We start from the raw sequence: 15,259 nt of genomic DNA, 5'->3' as shown, positions 1-15,259 counted from the left end.
CTTGGGAGATCGAGAACAAGGAGCCATTGAGGCCGCGCTGACGATCGACGGTGGCAGTGGCAATGATTACTTGTTCGGTGGAGCACTCTCGGATGTTTTGATCGGTGGACCTGGCAACGACTATTTAGTTGGTAATTCCGGTAACGATGAATTAATCGGCGACGGTGGCAACGATCGACTCTTCGGGAATGTTCCCGATGAAGGCGACGCTAGCAGTGCTTATCCGATTAGCTTTGCATTACCGTTTGGCTTCCCCGCAACGGCCCCCAGCGAAGCGTATCGCTTCGATTTGGCAGCACCTTTCTTAAACATTATCGATCCTGGACGCCCGGGAGTCGACTTGAACGACCCTCGACTCGATCCCGGCAGTGCGGATCCGCTGCCCTACGCGGAATCGATCAATGGACTGGTTGGCTCGCAAGGGTTTGCTGGACTATCACAGTCGACACCAGTGGGCGACTTTAACGGAGACGGTTACGAAGACTTGTTGGTCCGCGGCGGAGCTTCTAGTTACTTGATGCTTGGCCCCGTCGACGTGACCGATCTGGAATGGATTGAACAGCGAGCTGAAATCATCATTGACCACGAGGCCTTGGGCCGTCCGGGCGACCGCTTCGGTGACGTGAATGGCGACGGATTTGCCGACCTGGCGTTTGTCCAGGAAGATTTCGGCAGCGCGATGGTGACGATCGTATTCGGCGGACCGACTGGTGGCATTGTGGGAGGCCAAGCGGCCCCCTGGCCGAGAAACTGGAACGGAGATTTCGCGGCTAACTATTTGGTGACCGCTGGCACGGGGAATAACGCGCGAAGAATCTTCATTCCTTTCGGTGAATTTTCACAGTTCGGTGAAGTCTCCGTGCAGATGTTGGAGATGACTGGCGACGGGCAAGATGATGTCCTGATTACCAGTAACTCAACCTACAACGCTTTTGGCGGAGTTACCTTCATTGCACCGCAAAGCCCAACGGGACCATTCGGCTACGGCTATGTGTTTGCGGGTGAAACAATCACCAACTTTGTATCCAGTCCCGCTCAGAGCTTCATCGGGATTGGGCAGCGACTGGCCGAGATTCAATCAAACTTTGATTTTGCCAAATTGGAAACGCGAGTTGTCGGTGATGTTGATGGCGACGGTCGCGAGGACGTGCTGTTTGGGAATCCCGAAATTGATGTCGTTGTGCAGACCGAGCAACCGGCAACGTTGGTACCGCTGGGGTCACAGAATCTGGGTGGCAGTGCGTCATTAACGCTGGAAATGCCAGGTGGTTCTGCGAATATCAACGTTAGCACCGTTGCCGGCGATCCACAGAACACAGCTGAGAATGTTAATTCGGCGCTATCTGCAACCACGCTGGCTGGCCGTGTGCGTGCTGAAGTCGACGTAACTGGCAGAGTTATTTTTGTCACCAATGAAACGGGGCCCACGGTATTTTTGCGCGTGGCAGAAACAGGTACTGGAAACCGCTTCGGCCTGAGGTCCACTTCGGTTCAATACAACTCCAGCGACGTCAACAAGCCGATTGGTCCGGATGCCGGCACCTTGACAACTTCAAATTTGACGATTGCCGGGTCGGCTGGGCGAATTATTGATGTCAATGCGCAGCTCGATATTCTGCATACCTTTACCGCCGATTTGGATGTTGAGTTGCGAGCTCCAGATGGAACGACGATCAGACTTTTCGATGACGTGGGAGGTGGAGGCGATAATTTTGCGTTCACGATCTTAGACGATGAAGCATCCACTCCCATTACATCGGGCACTGCTCCCTTCGCCGGTGCTTACCGTCCTGAGGAACTGTTGTCCGCTTTTGACACGCGATTGGCAAATGGCACTTGGCAACTTCGGATCACGGATGACGCCGGTGGTGACAGCGGAACACTGCGCGCTTTTAACCTCCGTATTCAGACTAGCCGGCAGGAGGCTTTTGGATTTAATCTTGCCCGACCGTCGCTGAGTAGCGACACGCCGTTGCTGCAGGCGCTGCCTGACGATGGTCTGCCCCACTTGGTGCAGTTAAACACTAGCAACGTGCAGAGTTTTACACCGATCGCTCTTGGTGACCTGAACCAAGACGGCTACGACGATGTTGCCTTTGCCGGTCCGAACGGGATCGAAGCCTACTGGGGGCAAGCTGATATTGCCGCGATGTTTAGCAGTGTCGCTGCGCGAATTTCGGGGGCTCAACTGCGAGCCACGGGAGGTGACTTTAATGGAGATGGACTTGGCGACATCGCTGCAACAGGACGCGAGATCTACTCCATACCGCTGGGAAATCTATTCGATGATGCCAAGAACACGCCACTTGGTTTGGCGCTGTTGACGGACAATTTTGGCAGCTCCGCAAATACCAGCGATTTGGGAGTCAACCGAGTTGTTAGTGGAGGCCCCGACTCGCAGACGTTAGATGCCGCGGGAAGCATTACTTTCAACTTTGACAATACCGGCTGGATCGGCTCGGGATTCGGGCAGCCTGCCAATGATGCATGGGTAAGCATTGACTCTTTGCCGCGGGGCATACAGACGCTAGCGGAGGCGGGATTCTCTCTGACGGAAGCGGAGCACGAAGAAGGTATCGGCCTTCATGCCGATGCTTTGGTCACATTCGACTTGGATGAGCTTCGTGCGGCGGGCGATTTGGGGGCTGCGGCCTTCCGCTTCCTGGCCGATCGAGCTGGAGTGAATGACGGTCGGTTTAACATCGCTGGTCCCTCGATTCGTACCATGGCAATTGTCAGTGGTGCGGATGCGGTGCTATCTGGCTATGTCAACGGTGTTCCAGTCAATGTGGGGCAAAGCGGAGGGGTTTGGCAGTTTACGGGCACCATGCCTGCACCGCAAACGGCCAACGGCTTCTTCGCCAATTTCGATGTGCCAATCCCCGAGAATGCCAAGTACTTGACGCTGGCCGTTTCGGGTGCTGGTAACAATGGGATTAACTCGGACCACGGTGTCTTTTCGGGCGCCCGACTGGAGATTGCCGGTCGACCTGGTCTGGAGAGTCCGCCGAGCACCTATGTTTTCAACTCGGTTAGCGAACAGTTTGCCATCAGCCAAGCTCCAGACCGCCCCACCAAACTATTCGCCGGGATGGATGAAGCGAATGCCGTGTTGCCAACGGTTCACGCGGACCGTTCGTTTACCGCGATAAGTTTTGATGGTCGTAATGATGTGGCGTTGATTCCTTATACGGCGCTCCACGAGTTGTCGGACCTGACGACGACGCTTTGGTTCCGCTCCGATGCCGCCAAGGCGGTCCCTGCGAATCTGCAAGGTGTTTTCGACGATAGCGAAGTCCAGATGTTGATCAACGCTGATCGCGAGGAGGACGAAACTTACGTTGATGACGAGTTTGCGGTGGCGCTACTTGGCAGTTCACAACTGTACGTCAGCTTCAAAGGAGTTGCCCGACGCTTTGACATTCCCCCGGTGACCGACGGCCAATTCCATCATTTAGCCCTGGTAGCCCATGATGCTTCAGACTTTGTGCACGTTTATTTGGATGGTAAGTTAGTGGGTGGCGGGTCGCTCCCCATTTCTCCGCTCGACATTTCCGAGGGGAATGCCAACCTTGGACAAGACAAGATTAGTTCTGGCAATAGTTACTACACCCCGCACGCTTTCCAAGGTGTGATTGATGAATTCTCAACTTGGAATCGTCCGTTAACGGCAGCTGAGATCGCGGCAATTTATGACGTCGGAATTCGGGGAACCGAGTTGGGACTACAAAGTTGGTTCCGGTTCAACGAACCTTCCGGGTTGCCCTTACTCGACAGCACCGCCCAGCACCCCGCCGGGCAACTCGGCGTGACGGGGCAACCAAGCAGCCAGCCCACACGGAGCGTCCAGCACATAATGGATGACGTCCTGATGCATGTGCCGGCAACCGACGTGAATGCCGATGGTATCGACGATTTGCTGATCACTTCTCGAGGCAGTACTCCGAACGGAGTGCGAGAGTCAGGCCAGGTTGATTTTGTCTATGGCGCGCTCACACCTCGCGAGGTTCCCGAGCAAGTTACCGTCTTAGAAAACTTCTCGGTCTCCGGCAGTGGCTCGTTTGTCGATCCTCTGGGCACCGGACGATCGATTCGTTTTGATGACGGAGGCGAGCCCTTCGTGATTGAGCGACCATTGTTCGCCGAGATCATCGATCCTTCTTCGGCATTCGATGATTCACAACCTGATTATGTGGACATCACCCGCGTCGAACTGCAGCTGATCTCGCAAGATTCGGTCAAGGTCACGTTTGAAACTCGCGGCGACATCTTGGCTGAAGGCGATCCGCGCCTCGAGCAAATGTTCTATCGGCTCTGGATCGATGTTGATGCGCCTTTGATCGGCTCTGTCAACTTCCAAGATCCCGATTTCGTCTGGGGTATCGAGGCTGATCAAGAACTGCGTTATCGGGCCACCGGGCTGGGGGTCAACCCCGAGGTCAGCTTCGCTGGCAATCGTATCTCGTTCACCGCTTCACTCGAGGCCTTCGGTGAAGTCGAACAATTTGCATTCTTTGCAGATTCACCCGACTTCAACGAACCAGAGCCTGCTCCTTTTGCCTTTGATCAAGCTGGACCAGTCACGGTTACTCTGCCGAGCGCTACTGAGCGAGCGGGTCTGACCGAAAAGTGGTTCCAATTCACGATGCTTGGTGATGGACAATCCAGCAGCGGCATGCGAGTAATCGGTGATGAAAATATGCAACTCGATCTGCTGTCTCTTGAGGGCGGGGTGTTGCGCTCGGGCGCTGGTGCATTAAGTCTGAGAGGGTTGCCAGCGGATAGTTACTACGTCCGAGTTTATAATAACTCAACCGAGGTCCAACCCTTTACCATCGAGTTCGACGCGCCAATTCGCGGCTATACGGATGAAACGAACGAATGGCCCGATGTTGATATCATTCGCGGCGGGGACGGGAACGACTTTATCGTCGGCAACCACGGCATCGATCAGTTGTTCGGTGGCAGCGGCGTCGACACATTCACGGCTGAGCCGATTGAGGTGCGGGATCGCGATGCGGCAGACCAAGACGACATCAGGGTTCCTACCAGCCAAGCAAGTTTCGGTCAGCAAAACCCAGTCGTCGATCCCATTGTCGGTTTGTACGAGACCGTGTTGTTCAATGAGGATTTCGAGAGTGGTGGATTCACGATTGACAATCGTTGGGTCGGTAACACGGGCACTCCTCAAGTAGATGGCACCGGGATTTCCGAGCCCAGCGGAATTCGTTCCGCGCGTCTGAACGGAGCCAGCGACAGCATCGTTTCCCAAGTCCTCGATCTGGCCGGTGCTGACGGAGCCGAGCTGTCTTATTGGTACCAACAAACGGGTGGCGGTGAATCGCCCGACCGCAATGATGACTTGATTCTGGAGTATACAGTCGATGGTGAGCGATGGCACGAGCTAGACCGACACTTCGGTGACGATCCTGATATGTCATTGTATGTCCAGCGACGTATTGCCTTGCCGACCGATGCTTTGCGTAACAGCTTCCAGTTCCGCTTCCGCGTCTCAGGCACTCCGGTCGCGTTCGACGATTGGTTTATCGATGACGTCCAATTGATAAGTTTGGATCAAGGTTCCACGGAGTTGCGGGCAGCAATCACCGAAACGCTTGGCAGGCCGGTCACATCGGCTGTCGTGCCAGGAAGCCAAGCGGTTGATTTCAATGGGTCAAATCAGTATCTCCAAGCTCCCTTCTCCGCAGTTCAGAACCCGGCCTCCGATTTTACGGTTGAACTGTGGGCTAAAGTTGAGGGAGGGACGGGAACTTTCCGTTCCGCGATTACGTCTCGAGATACCCAAAACAACTTCACAAAAGCGTTGGGCTATATCCTCTATGTTGATCCACAGGACCGTTGGCAGTTCTGGACCGGCACAGGAACTGGTGGCTGGGATGTGGTCAACGGCCCCACCGCGACGATAAACACTTGGACCCACATTGCCATCGTATTTGATGGTACGGGAGCACCAGATGGCAATGATGCCATCACTGGTATCAAACAACTCTACATTAACGGCGAGCTTGTTTCCGAAGCGACCAATCGTCGTTATGCGCCCAACGACGCACGCCCCGTGCGGCTCGGTGGTGGCGGTACTGAGGGAGGATTGCAGTTCCCATTCAACGGCGTGCTCGATGAAGTACGCATTTGGGATACGGCCCGCAGTCCCAGCGAGATCAACGCAACCTATCGTTCCACGATTCCAGCGGAATCGCCCAACCTGGTCGGCTATTATCGCTTGGACGATGGCACGGGAACGATCGCTGCGGACCTCTCCGCAACTGGCAACAATGCCACCCTGATCAACAGTCCGACTTGGACTGCCGACGCCTTTGAGAACGTGTCGATATTCCACGATCCGTTGCGGGCATCGGACTTGGCTTCAGTGGCGCACCTCGATGCGTCGAATCGCGGGATCAATGATCTCCGTTTGGGAGAGTATCTGACTAATTTGATTTCGCTCGACGTGTCAGGTAACAACATTGATGACTCAGACTTGTTCAACTTGCATCCCCGCAGGTTGACGACTGGTCCGCAAGCGGGTGAAAAGCTCGGTCTGTCCCATCTCGCGCGACTCGACTTGAGCGATAACATCGCCATCGATGACATCGGCCAACTTACCGCGTTCCCCCGGCTGACTCATTTGGCCCTGGAGGGTACTAACGTAAACCCGGTTGCTGTGTCCACTTTGCGGACGATCGAAGCGTTGGGAAATTTGGAATCTCTGACGTTGCCATCCCCAATATTGCTGCCAGGCCAGAACTTGGTCGTTGAGGAAGGTCAACGTGCTGAGATACCATTCCAAATCCCGGCACTAAGATTCGATGGCGTCAACGATTACGTCGATATCGGCACCGCCCAGGCTCTTGGTAATCTATCGAACGATTTTACGGTCACCGCTTGGATCCGCCCCGATGCCGAGTTTGGCGGGATGATCCTAGGAACCAACGCACTTTCGCAAGGTTGGGGATTTGAGCATCATTCATCGGGACGCTTGAAGTTTGTTACTTTTGGCCGCCGGGACTTTTTCAGTCCCGCAGTAACCCTGCCGCAACAAGCATGGTCGCACGTGGCCGTCACCTTCAATTCGGATAGCGTTGCCGAGTTCTTTGTCAATGGTGTCTCGATTGGGACCGATGACCCGGGTGGAGATTTCTCAGCGACTCCCACCAACCTCGGCTTCAGCATCGGAACTGCGCTAGCCTTCCGAGATAACTTCCCAGATGCCAACTTTGAAGGCGCAATCGCAGATGTGGGTGTTTGGGAACGCACGCTGACCCCGGCTGAGATCCTGACCGCTCGCAATAGTTCAGCCAGCAGCTTGCCGGATGCCCTGATTGGTCACTGGCGACTTGACCGCGGTTTGGGTACGGAAGCGGCCGACTCCAGCAACAGTGGTCACAACGGCGTGATCGACGGAGCCACGTGGTTCGTCGATACCTCGGCCCCCTGGACCATCGAAGGTGTCTTCTCGGCTGGAGGACTCAATTCTCCCGTCGAGTTCGTACCGCTCGATAACGGCCTGGGAATCGTGACAGTGCGGAACTATCAATTCCCGATTCTCGTTCGCAACCGAGCACCCGAGCTGGTTCGTCTGCCCAACTTGGATCTCGCGAATTCCGGCTTGGGAGTTACCGAGGGGCAAGTGATCACGATTGGTGAGGCGCAGATTAACGGGCTGAATGAATTGTGGTTCGATGGTGTTTTTGGTGATGGAAATATATTCCCGATCGACCCCACGCTAAATGCTGATAGTTTCCTAAATATGTCGCCCGGTGCTACCACCGTGCTGGATGGGGCGTTGAGCTATAACGGCCCCGCCATGAACGACCGAGCGGGTGGAATTCTCGGTGACGACTTTTATGGGGCTGCTTGGATTGGTCAGATCGAGATCGGCACTACCGGCAGCGGCGCCACACTTATTGAAGGCGACGTCACGTTTGGTACCCGCAGCGACGACGGCAGCACGCTCTGGATCGATCTCGATCAAGACGGCATCTTCCAAGTCGATGAGCTAATTGTTGACAATCAGGGGATTCACGCCATTCAGAGCCGAGTTGGCAGCGTCAACTTGGCAGCCGGAGTTTACGACATCGCCATTGGTTTCTTTGAGTTCGGCGGTGGCGAACTGATGGAAGCACGTTTTGGTCAGGGTGTGATCAACGAAGCGGACTACTTCTCGATGACGATCGTCGACCCCAGCTCTGCGGCTCAAAACAACCTCTGGACGCCCCGTTACGGCGCTCGTATTGAGTTCCCGATTTTGGTCGGCGACGGGGTTAGCCAAACGGAGGTCGATCGGCTGGTTATTGAAGATGGCAGTTTGAACGACGCTCAAGAGATGCTGACGAGATTCCAGGTAACCGATTCATTGGGTAGGACTCGGGACATCAGCCAAGCGTCATTGAGTCTAAACGGGACCGGTGCCGTGACAACGGCATTGGAACTGAACCAATCAGCCACCAGTGGTGGTGCGACGTTTGAAACTTGGGTCAAACCAAGTGCCTCGTCCAGCCAGCGTTATGTATTTGATACTGCAGCTTCCTCCGCCGGTGGTTGGGCATTGTTTCATGATGGTTCGCACTGGTTTATCGACGCTGGAGCTGGACCCGTAGAAACCACGGCGACTGTCGAGTTCGGCCAGTGGCAACATTTGGCGTTGGTCGTTGATCCGATTAACGGTGCGACTTTGTATGTTAACGGTGCTACGGCTATCGGCTATAGCACTGCTGACGTTGGTACTCGCGCTGATTCAGGGCCGTTAACGATTGGCGCCGATTTCTCCAGCCAGCAATCATTCGTTGGGGGAATTGATGAGTTCCGCGTTTGGAACCGTCCGCTGACACAAGCGGAGATTGCGGCCGTGGGTAGCGGTCCCATCGCACCAACCTCGCCCAATCTGATCGGCTTGTGGTCGTTCAATGAGGGTGCCGGTGACCTAGCGAGAGATACTGGCCCCGTAGCAAACAACGGTGAGGTCTTTGGTTTAATCACACCAGTTGCCGCTACCGCCAGCTCATTCCCGTTCGCGGACCTAAATCCCGCGAATCTAATCAACGGCAGCGGGTTGGCATTGCAGTCGCCAATCAGTGCCAGCACGCACACGAATGGCTTCCCGGCTGGCGGCGGTAGTGCAACGTTCTGGCACACCACCAACGGTTTGCCAATTGATGAGGCCTTCGTGCAGTTTGATCTGGGAGCAAACTATACGCTCGATAGCATCCTGATCTGGCAGTCCAACGCCGTTTTCGTCGGCGGCGACGAAACGGATCGCGGCGTCAAGCAGTTTGATATCTGGGTTGGCGACAGCCTGGATAACATGCAACAAGTTATCGTCGATGCGGAGCTGACACGTGCCGGTGGGACCAACGCGGAACCTGTCCAGCAAGTGAACTTGACCGGCCTGGCTGACGATGTCCGCTACGTGCGAATGGAGATCGATTCCAATTTTGGAGCGACCCGAGTGGGACTCAGTGAAGTTCGCTTCACGGGAGCCATTAACCCTTGGTCAACCGATACCCCCGATGTCTTCCTGCCCTCTTTCCAAGTTTTGGATAATGGCCTTCATTCCATCACCGCAACGGCCCATGATGGTGACGGCGGCAGCGACAGCGATGTGGCGTTCTTCAACGTGGTCAACGTGGCACCCAGTATTGGTGGTGTAAACCCAAGTGCGACGCAAGCCGTGATTGGTCAAAATATCCGCTTCGATGCGACCGACTTCTTCGATCCCGGTGTACTCGACACGCATAACATCCTCTGGGAAGTGGTAACCAATAATGGCCAGCCAATCCTCACCTCGGATCAAATAGAGTTTACCTTTACGCCCAGCAATGCGGGAAATTACCAAGTCTCCTTAACGGTCACCGATTCGGACCTTGGAAGCGACACGTTCACCTTGCCGCTAGAGGTCTTACCGATACCGGTCATCACCGCACCTGGCACGGCAGTTCCAGGGCCGGCAAACGAAGTTAGTAACTCCCCACGCGTGGGCACCATTGTGACCCTCGGTGCTGAGGACTCCAGCAGACTGGCTCCCGCAGGTCAACTTCGTGGCTCGACACAAGCGGCCGATCGGGAATACGAATGGACGGTGCGGCACCAAAACGCCATCGTCGCCTCTGGCACCGACGAGGATGTTGAATTCGTGCCGTTGCTAGCGGGTCTCTACACCGCGGAATTAACGATTCGCGACATCCTGCATGAGGATCTTACTCAGTGGGTCGGTTCCGGTAACGACGCGGGGCCAAATGATTATGCAGCTATCAATACTCGCACGGTGGGTGGGACATTCCAAGCGCAAGGCAACGCAGCTTACTTGGCCGACACCACCCTCTCGACACCTCTGAATGTTGCAGTGGATGCATTTAGCGCCAGCGGCAAATTGACCTTCGACAATCCCAATAACGCGGATACCAATTTCCGCTTTGGCTTCTTTGACGTCGCGAATGTGGATGATCCCGCCGCCACCTTTGGGATTTCATGGGGAGCAGAATCAGGGAACCGGTTCCGCGTTGGCAACTCACAAGGAGCGGCCACAACGCCGCTGGTGGCTGGTACTTACGATTGGTCCATCGACTATGATCCCACAGTTGCCAACGGTAGGCTCACCATCGCGGTGAATGGCATTACGGAAGTGGTCAATAACCTCAACAGCACTGGCCTGATCGCCAACGCCTTTGGGCTGGTGCAGCCTGAAGGCACCGCCGATACCACTACGTTTGAGACGGTGTTGTTTGACCTGCAATACACCGGCGCAGCCGACTTCAGTGTGCTTTCCAACACTAGTACCAGCGATTTTACGATCGGAGCCGCAGCGCCTTTGCAACTTTCAAACCCTGCCGGTTTGACGACTGAGGGCGGCCAAGTTCAGATCGGCCTTGTCGATTTGGCACCCGTTTTGGAAGGGGCTCAGCGAGAAATCACCTGGAGCATTTCGCCGTCGCACGCTGACATCAACCCGACTGAGGATCCAACGCAGTTCGCTTTTACTCCGCTGCGTGACGAAGTCTTTACGATTGATGTCACCGTCACCGATACGATCATGGGCACGCCGATCGTACGTACCGCCAGCAAGCTGGTGGTGATCGATAATGCTGCTCCCACGGTGAGTGCCGATGGCGTGAGCGGTATTGAAAGCACTGAACTGCAACTGATTGCGACGGTCAGTGACGCAGGAAATGATGACACCCATACCTACACCATTCTCTGGGGCGATGGGTCGGATGTGGCTAGCGGTTCCGTGGTCGATGGGGTGCTGACGCACTCCCATACTTACTTGCAAGACGGACTCTACACGGCGATTGTCACGGTAACCGACTCGGATGGTTCCGCTCGCACGTTGTCGGTTCCGGTGACCGTGGCGAATGCAGCACCCGTTGCCAACAATGACTCGGACCCGGCAACCAATGAAGATACGACGCTGACGATTCTGCCCGCCGATTTGCTTAACAACGACACGGATGTTGGCGAGCTTGATACGTTGCAAATTGTCGAAGTTGCCACCCGCTCAACCGGCGGTGCTTCGATCACAGTTAACGCGGATGGTTCATTAATCTATGATCCCACAACTTCGGCGACCTTGAATGGTCTACCTAGTGGGCAATCGTTGATCGACTCGTTTACCTACGTCATTGCCGACGAAGCTGGAGCTGAAGCTCGAGCCACCGTCTTTGTCACGGTCGACGGTAGGAACGACCTGCCACGATTAAACCCTGATCCGGTTTCCGTAACCGAAGACGCAAGTGCTGCGGTTAGCGGTAACATCTTGGCCAACGATTCCGATGCCGATAACGGTACAGTGTTGTTGATCGAATCGATCGCCGGGGAAAATGACGACGCAAACGCGATCCTTGGTCAGTTCGGCACGCTCAGCTGGTCACACGACGGGAGTTTCAGCTATCAACTTGATAACTCGAATCCCCGCGTCCAAGCATTGCCTGCCGGGACTCAATTGGTAGAGAGCTTTGACTACCTCGTGGATGATGCGTTTACCTTGACGCCGTCAGCGTTGACAATCACCATCACTGGTGTGAATGACGCTCCGGTAGCTCTCGATAATCTGCTTGAGGTGCCAGCGAGTGGAATCCTGAGCGTGCTGCCAGACTCGGTCGACGATTTCGTGCTGACCGACGGTGCGGTGGCATACTGGCGACTGCACGAAGTTACCGGCACGGTGATCAGCAATGAATTGTCACCACTAAGCCCAGACGGTGCGTTGGTCGGGGAACTTTATAGCGACGCGGGCATGATTCGCAACACCTTGAATCGCTCTCTCCGCTTCGAGGGCAGCAATTACGTGGCGATCAATGATTCACCAGCGATCAACACGTACGATGGCGAGGCAACGGCGAAATCATTTGAATTGTGGATGCGAGCCGATGCCACCGAAGATCGTCAAGTGCTTTACAGCCAAGGGAACACCGACAGCGGATTTAGCCTCTACATCGAAGCGGGCGAGCTTTACTTTGCGGCTTGGGATGAAGGCAATTTTGGTCCCCTCGTGAAGGCAGAGATCGCTGCGAATCGGACCTATCACGTTGCTGGTGTGTTTGGGGCAGATCAGCTCGAACTTCATCTGAACGGTGCGTTGGCAGCCAGCGAAACGACAAGCTTTGCCGGGCAAGGGGTCGACTCACACGCCGGGGCGATCGCCATCGGTGCCGCTGCCGGTCCACTGCGGTTCCCGACTGAAGTCTCCACCTCGATGGGCGAATTTGGCTTCTCCGGCTGGATTGATGATGTAGCCGTCTATAACTCAGCCTTACCGCTAGAAACAATTCAGCATCACTTCCGCGCGGCCGGTCTCATTACGGCTGACTTGGATGTCGATGCTGGTGACGAGCGAACGATTACAGCGATCAACGGCGACGACCAGGCAGTGGGGGAGGTGGTAACGCTCGCCTCAGGCGCGACCGTCCAGGTTCAGTCCAACGGTAGCTACGTCTACAATCCGAATGGAGCGTTTGCTTGGTTAGCGAGTTCGGCCACGGCAACGGATAGCTTTAGCTACACCTTGCGAGATCATGCGGGTGAAATCAGCACCGCTGAAGTCATTATCACCATTGTTGGTGACAATGAATCCCCCACTGAGATCAAACTATCGAACAGAGAGATATCGGAACTCGATTCGCCGGGTGATCTAGTCGGGGAGTTGACCGTGGTGGATCCTGATGAAGGCGACACGCACACGTTGGAGTTGATCGACGACGCGGAAGGTCGGTTCTCTTTGAGTGGCACCGAGCTTCTGGTCGCCGACTCCACCGACTTTGTCGCCGGCCAGTCTTATGTGGTGCGACTGCGGGCCACCGATGCAGACGGTGCAAGCTGGACGCAAGGCTTCCTGATTCAAATCGTTGAACAGCCAGCTGAGCCTGATTTGGTCGTTGACTTGTTCCAGAATGGCGCAGTTTCAGTGACCGTCCGTCGCAGCGGTGAGGATTTGGAAATCGTGGATAACGATACCAATACGTTATTGGTACCCGCTCAACCAGTCTTGTTGACCGAGTCGGTTACGATCATCGGTCAGAATTCGCGTGACGAATCGGTCTTCGTCGACTTCCAATCTGGTGGCTTCTTCCAACTGCCTGCGGGAATTGCATTCTCCGGGGGATTGGGCGATCAAGACCAATTGGTGATGACAGGGAATAATGATCGTACGATCGCTCAATACGCCTCACCGACTTCACTGTTGGGAGATGCCTCGATAGATGCCACCGAAGCGGGCGAGACGACACAAGTAACGTTCAGCGGGGTGGATCCGTTGGACATCGTCAATATGTTACAAATCGAGCTCACCGGAGTGGTCAACGTGGGCTCTCAAACGCTCACGCTCGACGCTGCTTCGCCAGTGAACTTGGGCTCCTTGACGCTGCTCAATGGTGGCGTCATCGAATCCTCGTCGGAACTGGTGCTTGGTAACTCAGAAACGTTGATCGCGGCCGGATTGATTGATGGACGCATAAGTGGAGAAATTGGTTCCACGATCCAAGCCGTCGGCGGTCTCACGATGGGTGACGTCTCTGTCGGTGATGGATTCCAGACCGCCGGGTTACTGTTAGTTGGCGGAAACAATGTCACGTTGCTTGATGCCGATCAGGCCGAACTTGGATCGCTGACCGTGCTTGGCCAAGGCGGAGTCGCCGGTACGGTTTCTGCGAATAATGGTCTGCTGATTGAATCGGGGCAGCGGATGATGGGGCATGGCACAGTCAATTCGGATAACGACGCCAGCAAGCTGTTTGTAGTCAATGGTGAGATTGACGGAAATTCTGCCAGCAACCCGCTGACTCTGACCGGCTTCGTTAGCGGCGTTGGCTCGCTCGATAACGTGGAGATATTGGGCAGCTATAACCCGGGAGCAGGTGCTGCCCTGATTGAAAATGGTAGCGTCGTCTATGGAGATACGAGCACTACGCTAATGGAACTTGGCGGGACGACTGCCGGCAGCGGTGGCTTTGATCAGGTGAACCATCTCGGTTCCGCCAATCTAGATGGTGTACTAGATGTCTCCTTAATTAACTCCTTTACGCCAGAAGCGGGACAATCATTTGTCTTGATGACGGCCACTGAAGGATTGAATGGCACCTTTGACAACGTGAATTTACCGGACGCCCCCGCTGGGTTCGCCTGGGACGTGATTTATGACACCCAGGAACTACGCCTGGAGTTAGTCGACTTGGTCGAAGTGCTGGATGTGATCGTGGGCGATGCGGGTTCCTCGCAGCGATCCCAAATCGCACAGATACAGGTGATCTTTGACGGCCTGGTCGACATTGATCAAGATGCTTTTGCCGTGCAAAAACGAGGGATTGGTGGCGGAATTGTGCAAAGCAGTTTCACTGCCGCTGTTGATGGTGATGGAAACACGGTAGTGACTATCTCGTTTGATGGTAGCTTCACACGGGGAGCGGACAGCGTGCTGGTTGATGGTAATTATCAGCTCACGATTGCTCCAGAGAAGGTTCGTCGAGCCGGTACCGAGTCCCAACTAGATGGCGATGGAGACGGGCAGGCAGGCGGTGTTTTTGAATTTGGTGAACAAGAGGCGGATGATTTCTACGCCCTCTTTGCTGATGTTAACGGTGATCGTCAAATTAACTTTATTGACTTCCTGCAGTTTCGTTCGGCGTTCAATTCGGTGGAAGGCGACGAGGACTACAACCCATTGGTTGACTTCAATAACAATGGAGATGTCAACTTTATTGACTTCTTGCAGTTCCGAAATCGTTTCGGTAGCAATCTGCCGTTTGAATAA

General features: G+C 55.0%; 1 protein-coding gene (only partly in view). It reads left to right on the top strand.

Going from position 1 to position 15,259, the window contains the following annotated elements; genetic code table 11:
- A protein-coding gene (locus tag SH139x_RS12990; RefSeq protein WP_488355631.1) for a LamG-like jellyroll fold domain-containing protein crosses the window boundary here: on the top strand, positions 1-15,259 show its 3' portion. The gene continues 16,190 nt to the left of window position 1, outside the view; the window shows 15,259 of its 31,449 coding nt (coding positions 16,191-31,449); its start codon lies off the left edge, out of view; the stop codon is at positions 15,257-15,259.

Origin of the sequence: Kothea flammea, from assembly GCF_052161645.1 — a bacterium.
Lineage (GTDB): Bacteria > Planctomycetota > Planctomycetia > Pirellulales > Pirellulaceae > Laterigemmans.
The sequence above is the reverse complement of the archived record's forward strand: the minus strand, read 5'-3'. Positions and strand labels throughout refer to the sequence as shown.